Source organism: Streptomyces sp. NPDC055506 (genome assembly GCF_053643595.1).
Genome location: NZ_JBSHKH010000115.1, coordinates 1 through 26151, shown reverse-complemented (window position 1 = coordinate 26151; position 26151 = coordinate 1). Strand labels below are relative to the sequence as shown.

Sequence of the window (26151 nt, the reverse complement as noted above, 5' to 3'; positions counted from 1 at the left end):
TCTGCGTCGTCTCCAGCGACCAGAAGGCCGACATCTGCCGGGCGATGGGCGCCGAGGCGATCATCGACCGCAACGCCGAGGGCTACAGGTTCTGGAAGGACGAGCACCACCAAGACCCGCGCGAGTGGAAGCGCTTCGGCAAGCGCATCCGCGAACTCACCGGCGGCGAGGACGTCGACATCGTCTTCGAGCACCCGGGCCGCGAGACCTTCGGCGCCTCCGTGTACGTCACCCGCAAGGGCGGCACGATCGTCACCTGCGCCTCGACCTCGGGCTACATGCACGAATACGACAACCGCTACCTGTGGATGTCGCTGAAGCGGATCATCGGCTCGCACTTCGCCAACTACCGCGAGGCCTGGGAGGCCAACCGGCTCATCGTGAAGGGCAAGATCCACCCCACCCTGTCGAAGGTCTACTCCCTGGAGGAGACCGGGCAGGCCGCCTACGACGTGCACCGCAACCTCCACCAGGGCAAGGTCGGCGTGCTGTGCCTGGCGCCCGAGGAGGGCCTGGGTGTGCGGGACCACGAGAAGCGCGCCCAGCACGTCGCCGCCATCAACCGCTTTCGTGAGCCAGGTATTTGACCTGTGCCGCCCAGCCAAGAAACGGGCCAGGCAGGAAGGATGCGACAAGTACGGCGAGCCGGCTGTCCATCCACGCCTGGCCCACCGCATCACCCTGACATGGTCGGCGGCGTCAAAGGATGACATCACCCAGTCACGAGGCGATCCACCGTCGTGATTTCGCCAGCTCGACGACAATGCCGCGGACCTCTCTGACCTGTGCCGCAGTGAGAGTATCGGCTCGTTCGAGCAGGGCTTCTGTGAGGTCGGCACGGAAGCGAGCGGCGTCCTGCGGACCCGCTTCAAGGGCGTCGTCGTCCGTGTCGCTCAAGAACACCGGCTGCCGCTCCGTCGGCGCGCTGTCGACCTCCGCACCCCGAGTGACCCGATGGGAAGAGGGTTGATAGACGAGACGGATCTCCGATGCTTTGGGTCCTTTTTCACCCATTTGCAAGAAGAACTCTACTTCGCTGCCCTCCTGATACAGGAACTTCTCGTCAAGGAGGTCATTCGCGTGCATGAACACGTCGTCGCCACCCTCCTTGGGCGCGATGAACCCATACCCCTTGACTTCGTCGAACCGCAGGACTTTACCCAACGTCAACACAGCCATACCCCCAACACACACCGCGACATGAGGAGTTGCTCCCTCAATGAGCAACCCAAGGGAGGAATCTACAGTCCCTGCTCGGCAGCGTGCGTGTTTTATCGCCAACCCCCGTTGGGGGACAACACTGGCCCCTCGCCGAACCATCCGGTCCGGTTTGATGCCCGAAAGGACATGGCAACGTCATGGCAGGAAACCACGGACCGACGGACACGTGGATCAGGTGCTTCCACCCGCTGCCGGGCGCCCACATCCGCGTGGTGTGCTTCCCGCACGCCGGTGGCTCGGCGTCGTACTACCACCCGGTGTCGAGAGCACTCTCCGACCCCGCCGAGGTGTTGGTGCTCCAGTACCCGGGCCGTCAGGATCGCAGGACTGAGCCCTGCATCGAGGACCTCGACGAACTGGCCGACGCCATCACGACGGCACTGTGTGGTCGGCTCGACGTGCCGACCCTACTCCTCGGCCACAGTATGGGGGCGACCCTCGCCTTCGAGGTCGCTCGCCGTCTGGAGGCCGCGGGCACCGCGCCGTCGGCACTCATCGTTTCCGGGCGGCGTCCCCCCGGGCAACTCGTCCCTGAGTCGGTGCACACGTCAACGGAAGCCCAACTGATCGCACACGTCAGGAAGTTGAACGGCACTGACGCCGATGTGCTGGCAGACCCCGACATCCGCAGCATGGTGCTTCCCGCCATCCGCAGTGACTACAAGGCGGCCGAGACCTACCGCTATCGTCCGGGACCGGCTCTCACGTGCCCTGTCGTCGCACTCACCGGGGACAACGACCCTCAAGTGAGTGTGGCGGAGGTGGCGCGATGGGAGGAGTACACCACGGGAGAGTTCTCCCTGGAGGTGTTCGAGGGCGGCCACTTCTTCTTCATGACAGCTCCCGACAAGCCGCTCGCCCTGCTGGCCGAACGGATTGCCGCGCAGACATGACCCGGCCGTGACGAGACGAGGAGTCGGCTCCCAGGAGTCCCCCGCACGTGCGTCGTACAACGTGGACGATGCGCGAACAGCACGTTCGGATGACACAAACATGGCGGATATCTGAGGAGAACTCAGGTCAACCGAATCGTCGACGCAGACAACTCCTCTACAACCCGCGGGTCGAGCGGGTCACGGCAATACGCTGTGTGGCAGGCAGGGGGCGGCGTCGGTGACGAACAACGGGGATCGGGTCGGTCAAGGGCGGGCACAGGGGGACGGGTTCGATCCCCTGCGTGTGCCGGTGGAGGGGAACCTTCGGGACTACTTGACCGACGCGGACGAAAGCATGGCCGACGAAGCCGCGGCGCGGGCCGAGTTGGGAAAGTACGTACGCACATATCTGGACGACGGCGCCGGAGTGCTGGTCCTCGCCGGGCTACCCGCCGATCGCGACAGCGGTGAGCGGGCCGTCTCCCGCGCGACCAGCCTGATCGGCGCGCCGCTGCCGCAGAACCGGGAAGGCACCCTCGTCCGCGAGGTGAAGGACCGGGGCATGAGCATCAGCCAGCGGGGGCGTACCCGGTACTCCGACTCCCGGCTCGGTGGTGACCTGCACACCGATGGCGCCGAGGCGGCGCTGCCCGCGCCCGATGTGTTCACGCTCTTCTGCGTACGCCAGTCCGAGTGGGGCGGGGCTCTCCAGTGCTTGCACGTACGGGACGTGGAACGCGCACTCGAGCCGGGCGTTGTGCGGACCCTGCGGGAACCCTTCCATTTTGACCGGCGCGGCGACCAACAGCCGGGCGAGGCCCCCACGACAACCAAACCCGTGCTGTTCACCCAGCGTGGACGGCCCGCCATCACCTACCTGCGCAGCTATATCGACCAGGGCCACGATCACCCGGACGTGCCTCCCCTCACCGTCCGGCAGCGGACAGCCCTTGACGCTCTTGACGCGTTGATCGGTTCGAGCAGCGCATTGCTGACCGGAAAACTGCGCGAAGGCGAACTCGCCCTGTTCGACAACCTGGCATTGCTGCATGGGCGCACGGAGTTCCGGGACGAGCCCGACCACACCCGGTTGCTCCTGCGCACATGGATACGTCGCACCATCGAAGCGTCGTGAACGCCGGCCAGGCGGCCGCCGCGGACATCGTGGTGGCTCCCAACTGCATGCGCGGACACGCCTCGGCCACTGAAGTGGCCGCCGCGCTCGTCGCAGGCGTCCGACGGGCCCGGCCCGCCGCGAGCGTGCTGGCCCGGCCGCTCTCGGACGGCGGCGACGGCACGCTCGACGTCCTGCACGCGACCCGCGGCGGCCGCCTCCACCCGCTGGACGTCATCGACGTTCTCGGTCGGCCGGCGAAGGCCCGATGGCTCGCGCTCGACCGGCACACCGCCGTGGTCGAGAGCGCCGGGCTCTGCGGTCTGGGGGCACTGCGCCCCCACGAACTACGGGTGCTGGAGGCTAGTTCGGCCTCGGTCGGCCACGCCATCGCCGCGGCCGTCGCAACAGGTGCCACCACCGTCCTCGTGGCTCTTGGCGGAACAGCCGTCACGGATGGCGGCGCCGGCGCGCTGGCCGCGCTCGGAGCCCGCTTCCTGGACCGCGGAGGTCGCGAGACGGATCCCAGCCCGGGGCGCGTCACCGGGGCGGTGCGCGTCGACCTGACCCCCGCCCGCTCGCTGCTGTCCGGGGTGACCGTGCGCCTGCTCGCGGACGTACGCACACCCCTGTCGGACAACCTGGACACGTTCGGAGCCCAGAAAGGCATCACCGCCCAGAACCGTCCGGCAGCCGTCCGAGCCCTGCATCACCTCACCGGCCTGCTCACGGACGCCGGCGACCGCGGAGCGACAGAGCGATTCCACACCCCCTGGTTCGGGGCCGGCGGCGGCATCGGCTTCGGGCTCTCCGCGGTGACGGACACCACCGCCCGCAGCGGTGCGGAAGCACTGCTGGACATCACCGACCCGGACGACACCATCGGCCAAGCTGACCTGGTCCTGACCGCAGAAGGGGCCATTGACGAGGGAACCTGGCAGGGCAAACTGCCGGGCAGTATCGCCCGGCTGCGCCGCGAACGCGGACTGCCCACGGCCATGGTCGCCATGCGTGCCGACGAGCCCGCCGACCATCCGCTGGTCACCACTCACCTCATCGACAACCCGCGCCCCGGCGCCCCCCTGACAGGACCCGCACTCCGGCGGGGCCTGGCGCGGGCCGCCGCGGAGGCATGCGCGGCCCGGGCGGTCGCGGAGACGTAAGCCCAAAGCTCGACAAACAGTGCGACAAGCCGCCGATGACACGGCCGGCTCGAAGAAGGCATGGAGCTGGAGGGACATGTACCACAGTGATCGCACCGACCGGGCTTTCGTGGTCGGCAGGAAATCCCTGACCGAATTCGTCGTCGAAGCGCTCGTGTCGGTCGGCGCCGCCGAGGCCGACGCGGAATTGACGGCCGAGGTCCTACTGGCCGCGGACCTCGCCGGTGTCGACAGCCACGGAGTCGCCCGGCTCCGCCGGTACGTCGAGGGCTTGCGCGCGGGCACGATCAACAAAGGTGCGCGGCCGCGCGTGGTCCGTGAGGCCGGGGGCGTCAGCGTCGTCGACGCGGAGAACGGGTTGGGGCAGCCCGCCCTGTGCCTCGCCGTCGACCTGGCCGTCGAACGCGCCAAGGAACACGGCATCGCGGCGGTGGCGGTACGCCGGTCGAACCACATCGGCATCGCAGGCTGGTACACCGAACGTGCCGCCAGAGCCGGAACGCTGGCTCTGGTGACCACCAACGCCACCCCTCAAGTTGCCCCCACCGGCGCTGCCGAGCCCATGTTCGGCACGGACCCCGTCAGCTACGCCGTACCCACAGACGGCGAGCCGCTCTGCTACGACGCGGCGACCAGCATCGTCCCGCGCGGCAAGCTGGAGCGGCTGCACCGGGAGGGCAGGCCCATGCTCCCGGGTTGGGCAGTTGGACCGGATGGTGCCACCTCCACCGACATTCCCCTGGTCGTCGCCGGACTGCGAGCCAGAGAGGGCTACGCGCTGCTGCCTGTCGGCGGCCTCGGCGAGGAGCACGGCGGCCACAAGGGCTCCGGGATCGGCCTGCTGGCCGAACTGCTCTGCGGCCCCCTCACCGGCGCGAGCTGGAGCCGTCACACCTACGGACCGCAGGGCGCGGACCTCGGACACTTCGTGCTGTGTCTGGACCTCGCTGCGTTGGGCGACATCGGACGCATCACGCGCGACATCACGGCGATGGCGGATGAGATCCGCGCGGGTAGCCCCGTCGACGAACAAACTCCTGTCCGGCTTCCCGGCGATCGCCGCCATCGCTGCGCCGAGGAACGCTCGGCCAACGGCATACCGCTGCTCCGGCCCGTCGTCGAGGATCTGGGCAAGATCGCGGAACTCGCCGGTATCAGGCCGCTCACCGCCAGGGAGGGCCAGCTGTGAACGACGACCCCGGCAGCGCGACTTCCGCCTCATTCCTCCACGAGAAAGCCCCGGCGGCCGATCCCATAGACCTGTCGTCCGGACAAATCCTGGAGCCCTTACCCGAGATCGCACGCGCCGCTGTCCGCCGAATGCTGGACTCCCCACGCGCCGCCGCGTACGCGCCCGGCACCGGTTCGACGGAACTGCGCTCGGCCGTGGCGCACCACTACAGCCTCCGCACCGGCACGGCCGTCGACGCCGAGCACATCACGATCACCGCAGGCGGCCGGCACGGCTTGTTCGCGGCCATCGCCGCCGTGGCGCGCGATGGCGAGATCCTCGTTCCGGCCCCGTACTGGAGCCACTACCCGACCGTCGTCCAGCTTGCCGGCGCCACAGCGGTCGCCGTGCCGGGCGACCCGGAACACGGGCTGCTCGTCGACCCGGAGCGCCTGGACGCCGCCCGTACGCGCCGTACCCGGGCCGTACTCGTCAACAGCCCGGTCAATCCCTCGGGGGCCTGCTACGACGAAGAACGCATGCGCTCGCTGCGCGGGTGGGCGGCCGACCGGGACATACGCCTGATCATCGACGACATCTACTGGGCCTACGGCCCGGACGTCGACAACCGTGTCCAGGCCGGGCCGCACGAAGTCGTCATCGGCGGGGCTTCCAAGGTGTACGCCCTCGCCGGTCTGCGTGTCGGCTGGGTATGGGCGGACCCTCGGCTGACCGCGGAGGTACGGGAGATCGTCGAGCACACCACCGGGCCCGTCTCCGGCCCGGCCCAGGCCGCCGCCGCCGCGGTGCTGCGGCACGAGAACGACGCCGTCGGCACGGGCACGGCGACCGGAGACGGCGTCGCCCGGCGTGCCGCGGAACTGGCCGCTCAGCGGGCCGTGGCGCTGGAGGCCATGTCCGCGGTCCCCTACCTGAAACCACTGCCGGCTGCCGGTGGGATCTATCTCTGTCTCGACGCGTCGCAAGCGCTGGCGCGCCGACTGCTCGGTGCCGACGACGACCAGCAACTGTGCCGCGCGTTGCGGCGCGAGGCCGGAGTCGGACTCCGCGCCGGCTCGACGTTCGGCATGCCCGGCCATCTGCGGCTCTGTGTCGCGGAACCCCATGACGTCCTGCGCACGGCCGCCCGTCGCCTGACCTCGTGTCTGTCCGCGGCGGCCGAGCTGTCACTCACACCGTAGGAGAAGCGTGACCATCACCTCATCCGAATCGTCGACCACCCGCACGAAGTCCACTGTGTCCTCCCCGCGCGCCGCCGCGCTCCGGGAGGCGTTCGCCGATGCCCGGCTGGTCAGAACTGCCGGCGCGCACGACGGCCTGTCGGCCCGGCTCGCGGAGGAGGCCGGATTCGACGCCGTTTGGGCGTCCGGGCTGGAGATCTCGGCGGCGAACGGCCTGCCGGACGTCAGCCTGCTCGGCATGGCCGAATACCTTGCCGGAGCCGTGGCGATACAGCGTTCGGTGTCGCTCCCGGTGATCGCCGACTGCGACACCGGATTCGGCGGTGTCCTCAACGCCGCTTACACGATGATGCGTTACGAAGAGGCGGGCATCGCCGGCATCTGCATCGAGGACAAGATCTTCCCCAAGCGCAACAGCTTTGTGAACGCCGGCCAGAAGCTTCTGGCGGCCGATGAGTTCGGCCGTAAGCTCCAAGCCGCCAAGAGGGCCCAGCTGTCGGCGGACACCGTACTGATCGCCCGCACCGAAGCGTTCATCTGCGGCCTCGGGCTGGAGGAGGCGCTGAGCCGCTGCCACCTCTACGTCGATGCCGGCGCGGACGCCGTACTCGTCCACTCGAAGGCGGTGGACTCCACGGAGATCGTCTCTTTCATGCGGGAGTGGGACCACCGGGCGCCGGTCGTGATCGTTCCGACCACCTACGCCGACTTTTCCGCCACGCAGGCGCGCGAGGCGGGGATCGCGATGGTGATCTACGCGAACCACGGTATGCGCGCCGCCATCACGGCCATCCGCGACACCTGGGCCGACGTCCTCGCGAAGGGCTCCACCGCGGACTTGGAGCCGCGTATCGCCACCGTCAAGGACATCTTCGCGCTGTCCGGCATGGACCAGTGGCTGGAAACCGATCGATGAGCCCCCAGGTCACCGCAGAGGAGTTCGTCGCCGCCCTGCGTGCCTACGGGGTGCGCAGTGTGGCGGGAGTGCCGTGCGGGCATCTCGCCGGCCCCTGGGCACTGTTCGACGACGCCGGGGATCTGACGCCGGCTGTGTCGGAAGGCGCGGCTCTCGCCATCGCCGCAGGGTGGGAACTGGCGGGCCGGACATCGGCCGTGCTCTGCCAGAACTCCGGATTCGGCAATCTCATCAACCCGCTGGCGTCCCTGCTGCTGCCGTACCGGGTGCCGTTGCTCGTCATCATGACCATGCGTGGGTGGCCCGATCCGGGTGAGGACGAGCCGCAGCACGCCACGATGGGCAACTCCACCATCGGCATGCTGGAGAGCCTTGATGTGCCCCACACAATGCTGTGGGAGGGGAAGCTGGAGGAGGCACTGGCCCAGGCCGCGGAGGCACGGGCACAGGGCCGTCCCTTCTTCCTGCTGGTTCCTCGGGGCGCCATCGGAAAGGTCACCGGCGCCTACTCCGTCGCTGAGTCCACCGACGGCCGGCTCACCCGCCCGGACGTCGTCTCCTGCCTCATGGCGAAGCTGACGGACGAGCTGCTGGTCACCACCACCGGCTATCTGTCCCGACAGGCCCACCACGAACGGGACCGGCCGGACACCTTCTACATGCAGGGCTCGATGGGGCACGCCTCGGCCGTCGGCGTCGGCCTCGCCACCGCCCGGCCGGACCGGCGTACGGTCGTGCTGGACGGCGACGGCGCTTTCCTCATGCACCTGGGAACCGGCTCAACCCTCGGCGCGTCCGATGCCCGCAACCTCACCCATGTCGTCGTCGACAACGGCTGTTACGAGTCCACCGGCTGCCAGCCCACCACCTCCCGCCGACTCGACTGGGCGGCCCTCGGCACAGGGCTCGGTTACCGAACCGTACTCACCTGCGACTCACCCCGAGAGCTTGACGGGAGCATGCACACGGCACTGACCGCAGAAGGCCCGGTGCTCCTCGTGCTCACCGTCGTTCCCACGCCGGACGAAGTCCACCCCAGGGCAACCGCGTCGACCGGTCCGGTGGAGATCGCTGACCGTTTCCGCGTGGCTGCCGCAGCCGGTGGCGCGGTCGGCACCGGGACCACCCAGGACACGCCGTGAACCGCAGGACAGAGCTCGGTACCGGAAGTGGGCACATCACCGTACTGCTGGAGGGCAGGGGGAGCTTCGCTGAGGTCCCTCGCCTGTGCGCGGGCCGCCGTGTGCTCGTGGTCGCGAGCGAAGGAGCGCTGCGCCGGGTACCGGTCGCGGCGTGGCCGGCAGTCGACGTCGTCACCTTCACCTCATTCCAGCCCAATCCCACCCTCGCACAGGCGGTCGAAGCGGCCATGCTGTGTCAGGCGTCCGGCGCCGACCTGGTGGTGGGCCTCGGCGGGGGCTCCGCGCTCGATGTCGCCAAGGCCGGGCGCGTACTGCCCGGCGACGTCGCTGAGGCCGAGGAGATCATCGCCGGGCGTCGGCCGGCCACGGCGGACGGGCGGCAGCTGCTGCTCGTCCCCACCACGGCGGGCACCGGTAGCGAAGTGACGCAGTTCGCGACGCTCTACCGGGGACACCGCAAGGTCTCCCTCGACACCCCCGCGGCGCGTACCGACTTCGCCGTCGTGGACCCGGCACTGACCGAGACATGCCCACCCGGTCTGACCTGGACATGTGCTCTCGACACGCTGGCCCACGCCGTTGAGTCACTATGGTCGATCCGCTCCACGGCGTCGTCGCGGGAGCAGGCCACCGCAGCTCTTCGACTGCTCGTGCCCGTACTCCTGCACGCCGACGACCTGCCGGACCCGGCCGAGCGCGATCAGCTCAGCCGGGCGGCCACTTTGGCGGGACGAGCCATCGACATCACCCGGACGACGGCGGCGCACGCGATGTCCTATCCGCTCACCGCGCGTTTGGGCATCCCGCACGGCCTGGCCTGCGCACTCAACTTGCTGTGGCTGGCCCCGTTGGTGGAGGGGGCAAAGGCGGAGCAGGTCGTCGACGCCCGCGGCCCTGAGGCGGTGCAAGATGCGGTCGGAACGTTGCACGACCTCTTCAGAACCGCCGACGGTACGGACCTGGCCACAGTGCTGCGGACCGTGCTCGACCGGCGGGCTCCCCGCCCCTACACCTCAGTCCGATACGACACGTCGCTCGACCTGCTCGTGCGGGAGGGCATGTCGTCGGACCGGATGAGCGGGACACCGGTGCGCATCGAACGGTCCCAGGCGCGTGCGGGGCTGGAAACCGTCCTTCGCGGCGATTCGAGAGAAGGAGTCAGGCACACATGCGCAACTACAGGGTGACGGGCCCCGTCGAGGTACCGCATCACACACTCGCGGCCATGAGCACCCGGATGGTCAGCCACCGTTCCGCGGGATTCTGCGAGCTCATCGGTGCCATCACGCCCCGGCTCGGCATGCTTTTCGGCACCGAGGGCACAGTCCTGCCCCTGACCTGCTCCGGAACCGGCGGCCTCGAGGCGGTCGCCGCGTCGCTGCTGCGGCCGGGGGACCGCGTGCTGTCCGTACAACTCGGCTACTTCGGCGAGCGCTTCGCGGACATCGCCGCACACCACGGCGCGCTGATCGACGTGCTCGCCGCTCCTTGGGGCCAGATCGTGCCCACGGAGCGGATCACCGAGCGCCTCGCCCTCGGGTACGACGCCGTCCTGCTCACCCACAACGAGACGTCCACCGGCGTCATCGCGCCCCTGGGTGAGTGGGCGCGGGCCATCAGGGCTGTGAGCGACTGCCTGATCCTCGTTGATGCCGTCAGTAGCGTGGCCGCCACCGAGATCGGCTTCGACGCACTCGGACTCGACGCCGTCGTCACTGTGACGCAGAAGGCCCTGGCCTGCCCACCCGGCCTCTCACTGGTCGCGGCGTCCGAGCGTGCGCTGGCCCGGGCCGCCGAGCCCGGCGAGGGCTCCTACTATCTGAACCTCGCCCGCGCCGCCGAGCACGCCCGGCAGGGCACCACCACGTACACGCCTGCTCTCTCGGTGCTCTATGCCCTGGACACGGCTCTTGCCGAGATCGAGAAAGAAGGCGTTGAGACCGTGTGGGAGCGCCACGACCGTACGGCGCTGCGGTGCCGGGAAGCCCTGCGCGCCCAGGGGCTGACGGTCGTTCCCGACGAGGCGAACAGCTCCCCGACGGTGACCGCCGTCCGACTTCCGGCGCCCGCGGACGCGGAACGCGTGCGGGAGGTACTGGCGGCCGAGCACGATGTGTGGGTCTCGTCGGGACGTGGGCCGTGGAAAGGCGAGGTGCTGCGCATCGGCCACATGGGTCCGGTCGACCCCGACGACGTCGACGCGTGCGCCCTGGCCATCGGCGTGGCCCTGCGATCCGCGGCCACGTCTGCGTCGCCTGATTCGTCCTCCCACTCCCCGCCGGCCGCCACCCCGCTGACCGCCGGCTCCGGCGCACCGCGCACCACCGAGGCGACGCCACTGGTGACCGGGGGGACAGAAACGGCCGACGCACTGGCTTCGGACTGGGACACCCTGGTGGCGAGGCTGGATGCCCCGGTCTTCCACACGCGGGCCTTCCTCAGCGCGTACGAGCACCATCCGGTGCAGCGGATCAGCGCACCCAGGTATCTGGAGGTCCGCAGAGGCGGCGAACTGGTCGCCGCGGCCCCCACCTACCTTCAGGGTGACCCTCTCGGCCTCCTCGGGCTCGCAGACGGCGAACAGGCCCTGCTCTCCCCGATGTGGCACTCCCCGGATTCCCGGCTGCTCACCGCAGACGAAGCGGCGCTCGGCGCACTGAGCGCCGCGTTCGGCGACCGCGCCGCCGAACTGAGCGCCCCCCTCTGGGGGTTCGTCAACCTGAGCGACGACAGCCCGCTGCTGCCGTCGCTGGCGCGACGGGGGTTTCAGCGCAAGGAACTGGTGCCCCGCTGGACACTGCACCGCTCCGACGCGCCGGACGGCGACACGTACCTGGCCGGCATGCGCAGGTCGGTACGGCGCGACTATCAGCGGCAACTGCGAAGGTATGCGGAGCGCGCCCACACCCTTGTACACGGGGCCCGGTATCCCGGCCTGGTACCGCTGCTCGAACTCATCGCGGCCAGCGCGGCCAGGGCCGGCTCGCCCAAGTACTACGACCCACAGCGGCTGGCGGCGTTCCTGCGTGAACTCGACGGGCCGGTCCGGGTGGTGGAAGTGCGTGAGAACAACGGCGAACCCCTCGCGGTAGCCGTCTGCTTCCTTGAGTCCCGGCGTTTGCAGGCATGGGCCGGTGGCTATGTGAGAGGCCGCTCCGACCTCACCTTCAGCCCGTACTACGCCCTGTGGTGGGAGATCGTCCGGCTCATGTGGGCGACTCGCGCCGACTCGATCGAATGCGGACGGCTCAACGAGACCTTCAAGGAAAAGATGCTCCTCTCTCCGCAGAAGCTCGTGGCCATGATCGGCCCTTCGAAATGACCCCAGGAGGAAGAAAACGCATGATGGCCCATGAATCCCTCATCAACAGTCAACTCAGCTATTACCGGGCCCGCGCGAAAGAGTACGACGCCACATTTGTGCCGTACATGGACCCGGCGTTGCCTCCCGTGCTGACGCGCCTGCGGGCCGGCAACATCAAGGGAGACGTACTGGAGTTGGCGAGCGGTACCGGCTACTGGACCCGCCATCTCTCGGAAATCGCCGATCGGGTCACCGCCCTGGACGGCTCGCCGGAGATGATCGAGGAGGCGCGCAGGCACGGGCTCCCGAACGTCGAGTACATGCGGCAGGACCTCTTCGACTGGACCCCCGAACGTCGTTGGGATGCCGTTTTCTTCGCGCATTGGCTCGCCCACGTGCCCGACGACACGTTCGACGCCTTCTGGACGGCGGTCGGTCGCGCCGTGCGACCGCAGGGTGTCGTGGAGTTCGTCGATGTGACGCACCACGAACGGCGCCTTGAACAGAAGGACGAGAGTGAGCCGGACGTCGCAGTCCGCCGGAGCCTTCAGGACGGGCGCAGCTTCCGGATCGTGAAGGTGTTCCGCAGTCCCGCGGAGTTGGCGCAGCGGTTGGCCGGTCTGGGCTGGGCGTGCCAGATCGACGAGGTGCATCCCGGCTTCCTGTACGCAACATGCCGTCCTGGTTCCGTGTGATGCCGGCGCCGCTCCGTCAGCCGGCCCACCCGTCCGTGATCGCAGTCAAAAGGAGTGACGACCAGTCGTGAAGGGTTCACTGAGCATCAATCAGCCGGGCGTACGCAACGCGCTCAACCGGTATTTCCTGAAGAACAGCGGTGGCCGCAACCGGTTCAGGATCATGTCGCCCTACTCGCTGTTCCCGGAGTCGAGGAAGCTTGACCACCAGTTCGACCAGATCAAGTCCGAGGTCACCAAGCTCATCGAGTCGCGTGACGTCCGCAAGTACGGGGACATCGATCCCCTGCGGGCCGCGGAGGTGTCCACCGACTGGCGGCTCTACTACGCGTACATGCTGGGCGAGACCAACACGGACGCGTACCGGGACTGCCCCTTGTTCGTGGACTTCGCCGAGCGCACCCCGCGCGTCGTCAACGCGATCATCGCCATCCTCGAACCCGGGGTGACACTCAAGGCGCACAAAGGCCCATACGCCGGAATCCTCCGGTACCACCTGCCGTTGACGGTCCCGGACAAAAACCCGCCTCGCCTCCGCGTCGACCGGGAGATCCACACGTGGAAGGAGGGCGAGGGAATCCTCATCGACGACACGTTCGAGCACGAGGTCTACAACGAGAGCGACGGCCGCCGGATCATGCTGATCATCGACATCCGCCGGCCCATGGGCCTCCTCCCGGACGCGATGAACCGGCTCAGCCTGCGGGCCAAGCGCAAGTGGTCCGCGCAGTTCATCCAGGACTCGGGCGGCGACATCTGATGACAACGGGCGCAACCGTCGTCACAGGAGGCAGCCGGGGGATCGGCGCCGCCGTCGCACGCCGGCTCGGCGGCCACGGGGGGCGCGTGTGCATCTCCTACCGCGAGGACGCGGAAGCCGCACGGTCGGTCGTCTCCGACGTGATCGCCGCCGGCGGCGAGGCAGTAGCCGTGCAGGCCGACATGAGCCGACCGGACGACATCGAGCGGCTGTTCACGACCGCCGACAAGGAACTGGGAACTCTGAGTGGCCTGGTCAACAATGTGGGCATCCTGGAACGGCAGTGTCGTGTCGACGAGTTGGACGCGGACCGCCTCCGGCGGATCCTGGACACCAACGTCGTGGGGTACTTCATGTGCGCCCGCCAGGCGGTTCTACGGATGTCGACGACGCATGGGGGCGCCGGCGGGGCGATCGTCAATGTGTCGTCGGCTGCCTCCCGGCTCGGGGCACCCGGGGAGTACGTGGACTACGCGGCGTCCAAGGGGGCCGTGGACACGCTCACCACCGGACTCTCCCTGGAGGTCGCTGAGGAGGGCATCCGTGTGAACGCGGTCAGGCCGGGGTTCATCCGCACCCAGATCCACGCGAGCGGGGGAGATCCCGACCGGGTGGCGCGCGTTGAGGGGAATCTGCCGATGCGACGTGGCGGAGACCCGGACGAGGTCGCTGCGGCCGTCGTATGGCTGCTGTCGGCCCAAGCCTCCTATGTGACAGGTTCGTTCATCGATCTCGCGGGCGGGAAGTAAGAGGTTCCAGCGGTGTCACACATCAGCGATCTGAACAGCGTGGACGACGTCCCGGTCGGGGAGTGGGAGGAGCTGACCCACGAGTCGGACATCGACGCGAGCCGCGGCTTCCTCCAGTTCCGGGAGTTTCTGGAGCCGGGCGAGAGCGTACTGCTCACGTCCCGGTCGGCGGGTCGGCTGCGGGGCGCCCTGCGCGGCGTACTGGCCGTTCCGGAGTCCGGCCTGACCAGCGACCCGTGGAAGTTCGTCGGCTCCCAGGCCGTCCTGCGGCTGGATGACAGCGAGGAGGGCAAAGCCGCTCCCCTTCGGCGCGCCCAGCGAGCCCTGGCCTGCGAAGCGGCGGGAGCGAAAGAGGAGACGGACGGGGAGGCGCCGCTCTGGCAGACGCTGAGCCGCGGCGTCGGCCCGTGCCTGGTCGTCAGGGAGTTCGACCGCAGTGAACTGCAGCTGCACCCCGAGGCCGACGCAGCCGAGGCCGAAAGCCTGGCGGCGCAGTTGGTCCGTGCGGCGCAGACATGGGTGGTGGAAAAGGGTGCGGGGGCGGTGGCGTTCCCCTTCGTCAGCCCTCGTGACGGCAGGCTGCGCGAGGTCCTCACTCAGGCCGGGTTCCGCGGTGGAGCGATGACGGGGGCGTCCTGGATGGACACCGGGAGATTCGGCAGTTACGAGGAGTTCCTGACCGCTCTGCCGAGCCGTCGCCGTCGGAGGTACCTCCTGGAGGAGAGACGGCTCCAGGAGGCGCCGGGCCTGGCCACGGGCGTGGCCGACCTGGCCCGGAACGCCGAGCGGGTCGCCGCCCTGGAAGCACAGACGCTGATCAAGCACGGCGGAAAGGCCGATGTGGAGGCGATACGCCGGGCACGTATCGAACTGGCGGGAAGACTGCCGGACGCGGTACGCGTGCCGACCGTCGAACAGGACGGCCGGATCCTCGCCTGCGCCCTGCACCTGCAAGGCCGGAAGAGCGTCGTCTTCATGTCCTACGGCTGCGACTACGGCGTCGAGGACCGCAGCGCCGCGTACCCGTGGGCGGCGTTCTACTACCCCATCAGGACGGCCATCACCAGCGGCGCGGCGACGGTTCGGCTCGGTCTGGAAGGGTTCGAGGCGAAGACCCGGCGTGGCGCTGTGACCGAGGCGCGCGAGCTGTGGGTCTGGACACCGGACGCGGTCAGGCTCGGGAGGCTCGGAGAATTGCTCGACCTGGTGGGGGACAGGAACACCGCGTACCTGAAGCGATTCGCGAGCTGAGCCCCACACACCGACCACGGCCAGACAGACAGGAAGCGGTACAGCAGTCATGACGTCGCGAGGAACCACCGCCGAGACCGGCACGGAAACGGCCGGGAAGGAGACCATGCCGCATCGTCTGCTGCTGCTGGCACTGGCTCTCGGCGCTTTCAGTATCGGCACTGACAGCCTGATCATCAGCGGTCTGCTCGGCGAGATCGCCGCCGACCTCGACGTGTCCGCGGCCACCGTGGGCCAGCTGATCAGCGTCTTCGCTCTCGTGTACGCCGCGGGGGCGCCCGTCCTGGCGACTGTCACCGCGGCACTGAACCGCAAACGGCTGCTGCAGGGCGCCCTGACGGTCTTCGTCCTCGCCAACCTGCTGGGCGCCGTCGCCCCGAACTACGCGGTGTTGATGGCTTCCCGGGTGTTGGCCGCTCTGGCAGCGGGTCTTTATCTGCCGTGCGCCATCATGATCACGGTGAGCGTCGCCCCGCAGCAGTGGAGGGGCCGGGCGCTCGCCGTTGTGGTCGGCGGCATGTCCGCGGCGACCGCCCTGGGCATCCCCCTCGGCACCCTGGTCGGCGCCGTCGGCGGCTGGCGCTTGGCGCTGCTCCTGGTGGCGGCCCTCGCCGCAGCAGCCGTGGCCGTCCTGGCCGGCGTCCTCCCGTACGTGCCTACGCAGGCAGCGGTCACCATCCGGCAGCGGATCACCGCAGCGACACACCCCATGGTCCTGATCGCACTTCTGACCAACGTCCTCGCCTGCGCCGGCGAGTTCGCCGTCGTCATCTACATAGCTCCCCTCGCGATGCAGCTCACCGGAGTAGGGGCAGCCGGCGTCAGCGCCTTCCTGTTGGTGTCGGGCATGGCCGCCGTGGCCGGAAGCGCCCTCGGGGGGAGGGCTGCCGACAGATTCGGGGGCCGACGCGCCTACGGCGGAGCCGTCGTTCTCCTCTTCACCGGACTGTTGGCCATGGTGCTGCTTGCCGTGGCCGCCCCGAGAAACGCCCCGGGCACCACATTCGCGTTCGCGCTGTGCCTGTGCGTCGTCAGTGTGGCGTCCTGGGCACTGCCTCCCGCACAGAACCACTTGATATCCGGCCTGGACATCCCCGAGCCGACCGTGGCTCTGTCCCTCAACGGCTCATCCTCCTATCTAGGCCTAGCACTCGGCGGAGCCCTGGGCGGACTCGCCCTGGAACGCGGATCGATCACTACGCTCACCCTGACCGGAGCGGCAATCGAACTCCTGGCCCTCGTCACCGTGGTCCTGGCGGCGGCTCTCGCGAGACAGCGCCGGACTGCCGCCCGCTGACCTCCCTCCGACGGCGTCAGTCGCCTCGGGCGCCTGACCCCTTCCCGATCAGGTTCAGTACTGCGGTACCGACGACGGCGACGGTGAGATTGAGCAGCATGGCGGCCAGGCCCGCGTAGAACGCCAGCGAACGGCCGGGTAGACCTAGCGGAACGAGGGGCGAGAAGCCCGTGTGTACGACCAGGACCGTCCCGAGCACCATCCCCACCGCCCAGCCGGTGATCAGCGCCCGGGGATGCAGACGTCGGGTGTAGAGACCGATGGCGACGGCCGGGAAGATCTGCAGGATCCAGACACCGCCGAGGAGCTGAAGGTTGATGGCGTCCTGGTCGCGCAACCCGAAGACGAAGGCGGCCGCACCGGCCTTCGCGGTGAGCGAGACTGTCTTGGCGATCCGTACCTGCCGTTTGGGGGTGGCGGTGGGGTCGAAGTACTCGACGTACACATTGCGAACGAAGGAGGTCGCAGCCGCGATCGACATGACGGCGGCCGGAACCAGCGCGCCGATCGTGAGCGCTCCGAGGATCACTCCGGCCAGTGCTCCCGGCATCAGCCGCACGATCAGCATCGGGACGGCGGTCTCTGCTCCGTTCGGAGGAGTGTGCACATTCGCCGCCAGGGCGGCGATGCCGAGCAGACCAAAGAGAGCGAGAACGGCTGTCCACAACGGCAGAGCGACAGTTGCCCGGCGCAGCGTCGACGGACCGGAGGCGGCAAAGGCGGCGGTGACCACGTGCGGATACATCAGCAGGGCGAGAGCCGAACCGGCGGCGAGCGTCGCGAAAGCGGGCTGCTGGTCGGCTGTGAGGACCAGGGCTGAATTCCCGGTGGAGGTGGCGAGGCGGGTCGCCGCCGCGTCGAAGACAGTGCCGGGGCCACCCAGACGCGTCAGCACCAACCAGCAGATCGCCAGCGTCGAAGCGAAGATGACGACGCACTTGAAGAGCGAGATGACCGTCGGGGCCCGCAACCCGTACCGATAGGTGGCAACGGCCAGTCCCGCGAAGATCACGACCATCGCGATGTCACTGACGATGCCTCGCGAGGGCATCCCAGCGGCGCTCAGCACGGCCCGGATTCCCAGGAGTTGCAGGGCGAGATACGGCATGGTTGCGAGGATGCCGGTCAGCGCGACCACCAACGCCAGTGGCGCCGACCGGTACTGGCCGCGTACGAGATCGGCCGCAGTGACATAGCCGTGCCTTTGCGCCATCGTCCACATCCGGGGCAGCAGGATGAAGGCCAACGGGCACACGATCACGGTGTAGGGGAGGGCGAAGAAGGCCGGCGCGCCGTTGCCGTACACCAGACCCGGAACCGCAGTGAACGTGTACGCGGTGAAGATGGTGCCGCCCAGTAGCAGCCACGTCCAGAAAGTACCGAGCACGCGGTCGGAGAGCGCCCAGCGGTCGAGCGAGGGAAGGTAGTCGTTGGGATGCAGACGGCGGGCCGTGACGGTGAGAAGCGAGGCGCTGCCGATGACGACGATGAAAGTCGCGGCCATCGGAACATCGGTCATGGGCACTGCCTCTGGGGTCGTGAGCCTTGTGCTGGGAAGCTGCTGCGGTCAGGAGCGGACTTTCGGCTGAATCTCACCGAACAAACTGCGGGAATCTGAAAGAAAACCGGCCATACACTGGCGGATAATATCAACTCTCGCGCACGGGGGACAGGATCGAGGAGGATTTGGTGCCACAGGCGGAAGACATAAACCCCAGGAAGGGGCGGTGGCGTCGGTTCGCCGCCGCTGCATGCCTGATCGCTCCGGTCGTCGCGCTGCTCTCGGTCCCGTTGTACGCCCGTGACCGGCCGCGGCTGGCCGGGGTGCCGTTCTTCTACTGGTTCCAACTCGCCTGGGTTCCCGGCTGCATCATCGCGATGCTCGTCGCACACCTCCTCACCCGGCGACGGGCCCAGGACTCTTAGCTCCTTTCCATGACTCGGCCGCCGGCGCGCGCCGTGGGTGAGTGCGCAGAAGGCTCAGCGCAGGACGGAGGAACCCGGTCCCACGGGAGCCGACCCTCGTACGATCACGTCGTCCGGCCGCCCGAGCTCCAGGCACATCTTGACGTCATCGAACCGCTCGTTGGCGACAGCGACCCCACTGGGAAGCCGCCCCCACTCACGGAAGCCGAGCTGCTCGTACAGGGCGATGGCCCCGTGGTTGTTCCCGCGGACACCGAGCGTCAGCAGCTCCAGTCCGGCGCGTCGTGCGTCCTTGACGAGCGCGGTGACAAGGAGGCGCCCGATCCCCAGTCCGCGTGCCTCCGGGTGGCTCATGAGCTGAGGGATCTCTGCGCTGTGCCGATAGCTGGCCGCGGAGGTGTGTCGCTGCCAGAGCCCGCATCCCACGATGTCATCGCCCCGCACCGCCACGGCAAGCGCTGCGTCGGACGACCGTACGTCGGCGAGCATTTCCTCCAGCCACGCGTCCGTCTCCTCCCGGCCGGGAACCGTGTGATAGCCGAGAGCTCCGCCCTGTTCCGTGACAGCGGCGATGACCGCGTGCACCCCTGCCAGCAGGGTGGGGTTCGCCTCGGTCGGCCAGACGAGGTCGATGTCTCCCGAGCTGACTTTCCCGGCGCAGACGGTGGAACTCCTTTTCCATGCGGGAGAGTTGGTGGATATGGCCACTGCCAGGGCGGAGGCGAACCGGACCGGATCGTCCTCCAGCAGCTCGACCCCGGTGCCTGGCACCTCGATGACCGGGACGCCGGCCGCCCGGACCTCGTCCTCGTGCGCACGCGGTCGGCTGTGGGCGCCCCGAACCAGGGCTTTGGGGTGCGGCAGCTTGAGAAACAGCTCCGTCAGGCCGGAGTCCCTCCCCTTCATCCAGCCGACCGCGCTGCGATGCAAGGCGGTGGGGTTCGCGGTCCGGATCCGGGCCGCGTGCTCGGGCACCGATCCTGCCAGCACGCTCCGGAACCCACGGCTGACGAACTCGGCCTCGGAGTAGGAGGCGACAGTGGCCCCCCGCAGCCCGTCGCCACCACAGAGAGCGGCCCCGGTGACGACGACACGGGAGAACAGTTCGGGACGCCGAGCGGCCAGAACAACACAGACAGCACCGCCCATCGCGTCACCGATGAGAACGCAGTCCCGGGCCCCTACATGGTCGAGGAGTGCAGCGACGGTCTCGGCGTGGGCCTCCAGCGTGTAGGTGAAGTCGCCGGGGGCGTCACTGAATCCGTGACCGAACAGATCGGGGATGAGACTTCGCTTTCCAGCGAGCCCTGGCTGTGACGCGATGCCGGGAAAGTCCGCGGAACCGGCACGCCCAAGGTCATGAAGAAAGACGTGCGGGGGCCCGTCGCCAGACATATCAATCCAACGTAGGTGACCGGAGGCTTCACTGACATATATCGACTGCACAAGTGCTCCTCGTGGGCGGCAACGCCTTCGCTCGTCTGAACCTCGCCGGCGCATTGGCCAGTACGGTATCGCGAAGCGGCCGTCACCTCGGGGTGGGGGAAAGGCCGGGCCGTCCGCCGACCCCACACACCGGGCAAGGACCGAACGAGGATGCGGCAAGGTCGGACCGAGGACCTCTCTCCCCAGAATGTCCTGGTCGCGACCATGTTGGATCAGCTCGGCATCCTCATTTTCCTCCGTTTCGCGACGTCCACGGCCAACAGATCTGCCGCACTTGTTCGTGCGTATTCCGAGCCTGAAAACGAGGATCACGATGTCCGCACCGGCCGCAGAAAGGCAGCCCCAACTCCTTTTCAAGAAGGCCCGGGTGACCCGGCACGACGAGCGCGTCTTCGTGGCCAAACTGCTCGTCGCTCTCGTAATGGTGGCGACCGGCTGCTTCCTCGCGCTACGGCCACAGTGGCCTTTGGTGATCGCCGGAGTGTTCCTACTCGGCGCCGCGTACACCCACATGGTGGAACTCCAGCACCAGTGCCTGCACCATTCGTCGTTCCGCAATTCGAAACTGCACCGGGCCGTCGGCGTTCCACTTGGCCTTCCCCTGCTGGTGGTCTACAGCCACTACCGGGTACAGCACTTGCAGCACCACAGATACCTGGGCACGCCGCAGGATTCCGAATTCTTCGGCTTCGATGCACGGCAGCCCCTCACCTGGCGCATGCTGATTGAGGGGACTTTCGATTACGTGCGCCTGGCCAAAACCCTCAAGGATATCGCACGCAGCGGCACGGGACGCTGGACGTACGACCTCGGCCAGATATCCGAACGGCGTAGACATGAAGTCATGACCGAATACCGGATCCTCGGCGCCCTGCTGCTGGCCATTGTGCCCCTGACCACCTCGGGCATGGGGGACTTAATAGTCCGCCTCTGGCTCCTTCCACTGCTTTTTGCCATACCGATGCACTTTCTGCTGGAACTCCCCGAGCACATCCTGTGCGACTCCGAAACCACGGATGTTCTGCGGAACACGCGCTCCATACGCGGCAGTTGGCTGAGCACCTGGTTCACCAACGGGAACAACCTGCATGTCGAGCACCACGCCGCCATGGTCGTACCGATCAACCGTCTGCTCGAAAGGCACGACGAGGTGCGGCAGCACGGTGCGCATGTCGAACGCTCCTATGTCGACTTCTACCGGCTTGTCCTCCGGGAGGCCCGGAAGAACTCCGCACGGACCCGATGACGTGCCGACCGGGCAGGCCTATACCGTGCCGAGCCGTCTGCGCCACCGGTCGGGGCGCCAGTTTTTGGCCGGTTTCCGTGGCTCTCGCTGTCCTCCCATTGGCACGGTCGCGCAACTCATGAGAAGAAGTTGCGCATGTCTAACCGGGGGACGGTGACTGATGCCTGAAGAAGCCATGCTCACGGGCCTGGTCTCCGTCATCGGCGGGGCGTCGGTCCTGACCGTTCTCGCGCGCAGGTTCCGCCGAACCGACGACCTGCCCTCGCTCGAGAACTGGGCCCTGCTCGACCGGAAGCTGAAGACGGTATGGACCTGGCTCCTGCTGGGCGGCACGATCTACACCGCGTACACTTTCGCCGCCGTGCCCGGCCTGGTCTACAGCGACGGCGCCTCAGGCTTCTTTGCCCTGCCCTACACAGTGATCGTCTGTCCGCTCGCCTTCTTCCTCCTGCCCCGGCTCTGGGCGGTCGCACGACAACACGGGCACGTGACCGTGGCCGACTTCGTCCACGGCCGCTACGGGTCACCGCCGCCGGCCCTGGCAGTCGCCCTCACCGGGATCCTGGCCACCATGCCGTATCTCGCGCCGCAACTGCACGGCGTGCGCGCCGTGCTGGCCGTCGGGGGTTTGTTTCCGCGAGGAGCGACCAGTGACCTGATCACGTTCGGACTGTTCGCCGTGCTGACTGTGGCGACCTACCGCCATGGCCTTCGCACGCCGACGGCCCTCTCGGCTCTCAAAGGGATCGCGATCTTCTGCTCCGCCTTCGCGGTGACGGCGCTCGTCCTCGTCCGGCTGGACGGACCGGGGAACATGCTCCAGCGGGCCGCGCACCGACTCGCCGCTCGCGGGGCCTTACCCGCACGTGCTCACCGCGGCCTTCGCCGCCTCGGGCACGGAGACCCTACGGAGGGCCAGCGTCGCCCTGCCGGCCTGGACAGGCGTACTCGGCCTGTTCGGAATGCTCGGTGCCGGGGCGCTCGCCGTGGGAATCCGCCCGCCGCCCGGGCGCGCCGAGAGGGCCGTTCCGCTGCTCGTCGAGCACCTCATGTCCCCGTTGCTGGCCGGACTCGTTTTCGGAGTCATGACGGTGGGCGCGCTGGTCCCCGCCGCGGTGATGTCGATCGCGGCGGCATCCCTGTTCGTGCGGAACGTCTACGTCGCATACCTCCACCCCACCGCCACACCCAAGCGCCAGGCGCGAATGGCTCGTTGGCTGTCACTGACGGCGCAACTCGGCGCGGTCGCCTTCGTCTACGGCGCCCGCGACCAGGCCGGGCTGTTCACACGGTGGCTCCATCAACGAGCCCTGCTCGTCGGGTGGGCAACCGGCATGGTGACCGGCACCGGCTTGGTCGTTACCCAGGGATTCTCTTCCGTGGTTCCTTTCGACCTGGGCGGCAACGACGTGGAGATCTACACCGGTCTCGCGGCTGTCCTGCTCAACGTCCTGGTTGCCGTGGTCCTCACTCCGACGTTCGACCGTATCGGCACACCCCGCGGTGCGGACGCCACCGCTCTTCCGTCGCGTCTGAATCTCAGACGCAGTGCCAGAGAAGGGAACGAGCAGTTTATGAAACGGGCTGGCCAGAACGTGTATCCCCCGTTGTCACCGACCGTCACGGACGTCGAGCTCACGAAGAACAGTGGTACGCAGGACGGCGACGGACCGCCCCTGGTGGACCCGGACGAGCTGGAACGCGAAGCCGCGCTGTCCCAGCTGTTCGACCGTCACTACACGTCGATGCTTCGGCTGGCCACGCTCCTCGGCGCCGACGACCCCGAGAACATCGTGGCCGAGGCCTACTACCAGGTTTATCGAAAATGGCGCAAACTGCGCGACACGGGTGCCTCTGAGGCCTATCTGCGCTCCGTCGTCTGCAATCTGACGCGGATGCGCATACGCCATCTGCAGGTCGTGCGGAAGCATGTAGAGGCACCGCCGGTCGACGCGGTGGCGTCCGCGGAGAGCTCGGCCCTTCTCCATGAGGACCAGCGTGCGCTCATCTCCGCGCTGAACCGGCTTCCGCGCCGGCAGAGGGAGGCCCTGGTCCTGCGTCATTGGCTGGGGCTGAAAGAACAGGAAATCGCGCAAGCGATGGGCATATCGTGCGGCTCGGTCAAAACGCACACCGCACGTGGTGTCGCCGCACTGACTCAGGCGATGGAGGTCCGACGGTGAGTAATTCCGCTATGCCGACACCTCCGCCGGGCACCGAACAACAGCTTCGCGAGGCTTTCGAGGCATTGGCGGAAGGGGTACAGCCCGCACCTGGCGCGTACCGTGCCGCACGCGGAGACTGGGTGCGAAGGGAACGACGGCGTCGGCACATCCTCGTCGCCCTTGTGACTGTGTTGTTCACCCTGGCCATTCTGATCGGGCTCTGGGTGCTCAACCAGGTTCCCGCCCAGCCCGGCCTTGATCATTCACATGTGCGCGTCGGCTTGAAGTGATCGGCTGGGGGTTCTGATTCGCCCTGGTTCGTCCTTCGGGTGTTGGTGGCGTTCCGCACCCTGTCACCAGCGCAACCCGAGGCCGTGAATTCGTGAGGCCGGCGTGATCTTCGACGACACAGTGTCCACCCGGCAGGACACCTCCAGGGACAGGGTGCTGCCCTCCGAACCGGGCCCGGCGGGACAGCACAGGTAACCCGCAGCCGCGCTTGGGTCATGGCAGAGGACGGCGTGAGGCCGAATCGAGGAGCGCGCGTCCTAGCCTGACCTCGTTTCTGTGGCGAGGTCGCAATTTTTTGAACCGGTCAGGCACGTTGCAAGAGGGAGTGGGGATAGGTCATGCAGGAAACCAGGAAAATCCTTCAGCCTGCATTGCCAGCTCAGTTCGGCGTAGGAGTTGCGCGACGGCGCGAGCCGAATAGCGTGCAGTACAACTGCGCCATCTCCTTCTCGGGTGCGGGCCATCTGGATCGCGACCTTCTGGAGCGGGCGATTCGCTCGGCGACCCAGCATGACGAAGCGCTACGACCCTGCCTCCACGTCATGGATCTGACCAATGTGTCTGACGCGGAAGACGTGGCTCAGGCATGGGTGGACGGTGACCTGGCCCAGGTCGGTGACCTCATGTCCGGCGAGGCTCTGTTGAGCCACGCGCTGTTCCTGCTGCCGGACCAGCAGTTCACCTTCTACGTCCGCTTTCATCGCGCCCTGCTCGACGAGCACCATGCCATGGTGTATTGCGAGCGCATCGCCGACGCGTATTCGGCATTGAGCCGGGGGGACCTGCCAGGGGATGTCGAAGAAGGCGAAGGAATAGAAGGAACTGACGGGGCAGAGTGGTTCGACAGGACTGAGGAATCCCTCAGTCCTGCGCGGCTGAAGCGCGACCAGGCGTACTGGTCGCAAGCCCTCACGGAACTTCCCGCGCCCGTAAATCTCGGGCAAGGCCCGAGCGTTTCGGCAGAACCCGTCCAGAGTATTTCGACAACACTGCCGCTCGACCTGGTGGCGAAGGTCCGTAGAGCGGCCGAGAGGCTGGGCCGGCCGTGGCCCGTACTCGGAATAGCGGCTGCCGCCGTCTACGCGCACCGGATGACGGCGATCGACGATGCGATCACGGGAGTCAACGACGTGATCGTGGACGTCCCCGTACCCGCTCGTCCGACTGGCTCCGCGCGGGTCACCATGGCGAAGTCGGCACACGTGCCGTTGCACGTCGCCGTGACAGATTCGATGAGCTTTTCCGAACTCGTGGATCAGGTGTCCCGCAAAATCGGCATGCTCGTCGAATTCCTCGACACGCGACTTTTGTTCGCCGAGTGCCGGACCGTCACACAGGTACTCACTTCCGCATCCGTGCGCGACTTGTCCCTGCATCTCCATGGAGGAGCCGACGGATCCGCATCGGCGATCGGACTGAAGATCGAAGCGAATTCGAGGATTTACTCGGCCGAGGAAATGACACTCCATGCGCAGCGGTTCCTGGCCTGTGCCAGTGAGCTGGTCGACCGGCCCGGCACTCCCCTGGAGGGACGCGATCTGCTTGCGCCGGTGGAGCGGGAGCGGTTGCTGGGCGAGTTCAATGACACGGCTCGTGCGGTGCCGGTTGGTACGGCGTCGGAGTTGTTCGAGGCTCAGGTGGCGCGGACGCCGGATGCGGTGGCGGTCATCTGTGGTGATGCCCGTGTGAGTTATGGCGAGTTGAATGCGCGGGCGAATCGGCTGGCGCGGGTGTTGGTGAAGCGGGGTGTGGGTCCGGAGCGTCTGGTGGGTCTGGCGTTGCCGCGCTCGGTGGACATGGTGGTGGCGGTGCTGGCGGTGCTGAAGGCCGGCGGTGCCTTCCTGCCCATCGACACTGACTATCCGGGTGAGCGAGTCGCGTTCATGCTTCAGGACGCCGATCCGGTCTGTGTGCTGACGACGGGTGAGGTGGCGTCGGGGCTCCCGGCGTGGGAGGCCGCGCGCGTGCTGTGTGTGGATGATGACGAGGTGGCCGCGGAGACGACGGCCATGGAGGTTGAGGATCTGGCTGCGGGAGAGCGGCTGGGGTCGTTGAGGGCGGAGAGTGCGGCGTATGTGATTTATACGTCGGGGTCGACGGGTCGGCCGAAGGGTGTGAGTGTCACGCACACCGGGCTGGTGAGTCTGGTTGTGCTGGAGGCTGACCGGTTCGGTGTGGGTGTGGGCAGTCGGGTGCTGCAGTTCGCTTCGCCGAGTT

The 26151-nt window shown here is 67.9% G+C and carries 23 protein-coding genes and 1 pseudogene; 21 read left to right on the top strand and 3 right to left on the bottom strand.

Annotated elements, in window-relative coordinates; all coding sequences use genetic code 11:
• The coding region (locus tag ACWIF2_RS31755; protein WP_454364348.1) for a zinc-binding dehydrogenase at positions 1-587 on the top strand (587 nt) is incomplete at its 5' end.
• Positions 588-720: 133 nt separating this feature from the next.
• Here the strand turns inward: ACWIF2_RS31755 and ACWIF2_RS31750 are convergent.
• On the bottom strand, positions 721-1179 hold the full coding sequence (locus tag ACWIF2_RS31750; protein WP_454364347.1) for a cold-shock protein: 459 nt from the start codon (positions 1177-1179) through the stop codon (positions 721-723).
• 179 nt (positions 1180-1358) lie between these two features.
• Between ACWIF2_RS31750 and ACWIF2_RS31745 the strand changes: the two genes are divergently transcribed.
• The 14 genes from ACWIF2_RS31745 to ACWIF2_RS31680 all read left to right on the top strand — a co-directional run bounded on the left by ACWIF2_RS31745 (position 1359) and on the right by ACWIF2_RS31680 (position 16860).
• Complete coding sequence (locus ACWIF2_RS31745; RefSeq protein ID WP_454364346.1) at positions 1359-2114, top strand: thioesterase II family protein; 756 nt, start codon at positions 1359-1361, stop codon at positions 2112-2114.
• Positions 2115-2430: 316 nt separating this feature from the next.
• Positions 2431-3231, top strand: coding sequence for a TauD/TfdA family dioxygenase (locus tag ACWIF2_RS31740; protein ID WP_454364345.1), 801 nt, complete (start codon positions 2431-2433; stop codon positions 3229-3231).
• Positions 3228-4373, top strand: coding sequence for a glycerate kinase (locus ACWIF2_RS31735; protein WP_454364344.1), 1146 nt, complete (start codon positions 3228-3230; stop codon positions 4371-4373). Before ACWIF2_RS31740 ends, ACWIF2_RS31735 begins: the two co-directional genes overlap by 4 nt.
• Before the next feature lie 76 nt (positions 4374-4449).
• On the top strand, positions 4450-5562 hold the full coding sequence (locus ACWIF2_RS31730; protein WP_454364343.1) for an Ldh family oxidoreductase: 1113 nt from the start codon (positions 4450-4452) through the stop codon (positions 5560-5562).
• Positions 5559-6746, top strand: coding sequence for a pyridoxal phosphate-dependent aminotransferase (locus ACWIF2_RS31725; RefSeq protein WP_454364342.1), 1188 nt, complete (start codon positions 5559-5561; stop codon positions 6744-6746). Before ACWIF2_RS31730 ends, ACWIF2_RS31725 begins: the two co-directional genes overlap by 4 nt.
• 7 nt (positions 6747-6753) lie before the next feature.
• Positions 6754-7662 (top strand): isocitrate lyase/phosphoenolpyruvate mutase family protein, encoded by a 909-nt coding sequence (locus tag ACWIF2_RS31720; RefSeq protein ID WP_454364341.1) that lies wholly within the window; start codon positions 6754-6756, stop codon positions 7660-7662.
• Positions 7659-8804: a phosphonopyruvate decarboxylase gene (gene aepY, locus ACWIF2_RS31715; protein ID WP_454364340.1), complete on the top strand. Its 1146-nt coding sequence runs from the start codon at positions 7659-7661 to the stop codon at positions 8802-8804. The genes ACWIF2_RS31720 and aepY overlap by 4 nt, the downstream gene beginning before the upstream one ends.
• Positions 8801-9991 carry a phosphonoacetaldehyde reductase gene (locus ACWIF2_RS31710; protein WP_454364339.1) on the top strand — a complete coding sequence of 397 codons (1191 nt, stop codon included), beginning with the start codon at positions 8801-8803 and terminating at the stop codon, positions 9989-9991. Before aepY ends, ACWIF2_RS31710 begins: the two co-directional genes overlap by 4 nt.
• Positions 9973-12126: an aminotransferase class V-fold PLP-dependent enzyme gene (locus ACWIF2_RS31705; protein WP_454364338.1), complete on the top strand. Its 2154-nt coding sequence runs from the start codon at positions 9973-9975 to the stop codon at positions 12124-12126. Before ACWIF2_RS31710 ends, ACWIF2_RS31705 begins: the two co-directional genes overlap by 19 nt.
• A gap of 20 nt (positions 12127-12146) precedes the next feature.
• Positions 12147-12803, top strand: coding sequence for a class I SAM-dependent methyltransferase (locus tag ACWIF2_RS31700; RefSeq protein WP_454364337.1), 657 nt, complete (start codon positions 12147-12149; stop codon positions 12801-12803).
• Between the two features lie 67 nt (positions 12804-12870).
• Complete coding sequence (locus ACWIF2_RS31695; RefSeq protein WP_454364336.1) at positions 12871-13563, top strand: aspartyl/asparaginyl beta-hydroxylase domain-containing protein; 693 nt, start codon at positions 12871-12873, stop codon at positions 13561-13563.
• On the top strand, positions 13563-14312 hold the full coding sequence (locus ACWIF2_RS31690) for an SDR family oxidoreductase (protein ID WP_454364335.1): 750 nt from the start codon (positions 13563-13565) through the stop codon (positions 14310-14312). The genes ACWIF2_RS31695 and ACWIF2_RS31690 overlap by 1 nt, the downstream gene beginning before the upstream one ends.
• A 12-nt stretch (positions 14313-14324) precedes the next feature.
• Positions 14325-15563 (top strand): GNAT family N-acetyltransferase, encoded by a 1239-nt coding sequence (locus ACWIF2_RS31685; RefSeq protein WP_454364334.1) that lies wholly within the window; start codon positions 14325-14327, stop codon positions 15561-15563.
• Positions 15564-15612: 49 nt separating this feature from the next.
• On the top strand, positions 15613-16860 hold the full coding sequence (locus ACWIF2_RS31680) for an MFS transporter (protein WP_454364333.1): 1248 nt from the start codon (positions 15613-15615) through the stop codon (positions 16858-16860).
• Positions 16861-16876: 16 nt separating this feature from the next.
• Here the strand turns inward: ACWIF2_RS31680 and ACWIF2_RS31675 are convergent, their stop codons facing one another.
• Entirely contained in the window at positions 16877-18379 is a 1503-nt protein-coding gene (locus tag ACWIF2_RS31675) for a sodium:solute symporter family protein (RefSeq protein WP_454364332.1), read from the bottom strand.
• A 170-nt stretch (positions 18380-18549) separates the two neighbouring features.
• Here ACWIF2_RS31675 and ACWIF2_RS31670 point away from each other — a divergent pair, with 170 nt between their 5' ends.
• Positions 18550-18786, top strand: a complete 237-nt coding sequence (locus ACWIF2_RS31670; RefSeq protein ID WP_454364331.1) for a DUF3311 domain-containing protein — start codon at positions 18550-18552, stop codon at positions 18784-18786.
• Positions 18787-18840: 54 nt separating this feature from the next.
• Here the strand turns inward: ACWIF2_RS31670 and ACWIF2_RS31665 are convergent, their stop codons facing one another.
• Positions 18841-20181 carry a GNAT family N-acetyltransferase gene (locus ACWIF2_RS31665; protein ID WP_454364330.1) on the bottom strand — a complete coding sequence of 447 codons (1341 nt, stop codon included), beginning with the start codon at positions 20179-20181 and terminating at the stop codon, positions 18841-18843.
• Positions 20182-20545: 364 nt separating this feature from the next.
• On the opposite strand from ACWIF2_RS31665, the gene ACWIF2_RS31660 reads away from it, so the two are divergent.
• From ACWIF2_RS31660 to ACWIF2_RS31640, 5 genes and pseudogenes are all read left to right on the top strand, one after another.
• Positions 20546-21478 (top strand): fatty acid desaturase family protein, encoded by a 933-nt coding sequence (locus ACWIF2_RS31660; protein ID WP_454364329.1) that lies wholly within the window; start codon positions 20546-20548, stop codon positions 21476-21478.
• A gap of 160 nt (positions 21479-21638) precedes the next feature.
• Positions 21639-23040 (top strand): annotated as a pseudogene (locus tag ACWIF2_RS31655) (sodium:solute symporter family protein); the annotation flags it as partial.
• 114 nt (positions 23041-23154) lie between these two features.
• Positions 23155-23661: a sigma-70 family RNA polymerase sigma factor gene (locus ACWIF2_RS31650; RefSeq protein WP_454364350.1), complete on the top strand. Its 507-nt coding sequence runs from the start codon at positions 23155-23157 to the stop codon at positions 23659-23661.
• An 11-nt stretch (positions 23662-23672) separates the two neighbouring features.
• Entirely contained in the window at positions 23673-23933 is a 261-nt protein-coding gene (locus tag ACWIF2_RS31645; RefSeq protein ID WP_454364349.1) for a hypothetical protein, read from the top strand.
• A 339-nt stretch (positions 23934-24272) separates the two neighbouring features.
• Positions 24273-26151, top strand: a 1879-nt coding sequence (locus tag ACWIF2_RS31640) for an AMP-binding protein (RefSeq protein ID WP_454364328.1), incomplete at its 3' end; no start/stop codon positions are given.

Excerpts from the sequence above, each read along its gene's own strand:
- ACWIF2_RS31645 (WP_454364349.1), top strand. The coding sequence starts at position 23,673 with ATGCCGACACCTCCGCCGGGCACCGAACAACAGCTTCGCGAGGCTTTC.
- ACWIF2_RS31665 (WP_454364330.1), bottom strand. The coding sequence starts at position 20,181 with ATGTCTGGCGACGGGCCCCCGCACGTCTTTCTTCATGACCTTGGGCGT.
- ACWIF2_RS31700 (WP_454364337.1), top strand. The coding sequence starts at position 12,147 with ATGATGGCCCATGAATCCCTCATCAACAGTCAACTCAGCTATTACCGG.
- ACWIF2_RS31690 (WP_454364335.1), top strand. The coding sequence starts at position 13,563 with ATGACAACGGGCGCAACCGTCGTCACAGGAGGCAGCCGGGGGATCGGC.
- ACWIF2_RS31750 (WP_454364347.1), bottom strand. The coding sequence starts at position 1,179 with ATGGCTGTGTTGACGTTGGGTAAAGTCCTGCGGTTCGACGAAGTCAAG.
- ACWIF2_RS31680 (WP_454364333.1), top strand. The coding sequence starts at position 15,613 with ATGACGTCGCGAGGAACCACCGCCGAGACCGGCACGGAAACGGCCGGG.
- ACWIF2_RS31705 (WP_454364338.1), top strand. The coding sequence starts at position 9,973 with ATGCGCAACTACAGGGTGACGGGCCCCGTCGAGGTACCGCATCACACA.
- ACWIF2_RS31730 (WP_454364343.1), top strand. The coding sequence starts at position 4,450 with ATGTACCACAGTGATCGCACCGACCGGGCTTTCGTGGTCGGCAGGAAA.
- ACWIF2_RS31675 (WP_454364332.1), bottom strand. The coding sequence starts at position 18,379 with ATGACCGATGTTCCGATGGCCGCGACTTTCATCGTCGTCATCGGCAGC.
- ACWIF2_RS31660 (WP_454364329.1), top strand. The coding sequence starts at position 20,546 with ATGTCCGCACCGGCCGCAGAAAGGCAGCCCCAACTCCTTTTCAAGAAG.
- aepY (WP_454364340.1), top strand. The coding sequence starts at position 7,659 with ATGAGCCCCCAGGTCACCGCAGAGGAGTTCGTCGCCGCCCTGCGTGCC.
- ACWIF2_RS31745 (WP_454364346.1), top strand. The coding sequence starts at position 1,359 with ATGGCAGGAAACCACGGACCGACGGACACGTGGATCAGGTGCTTCCAC.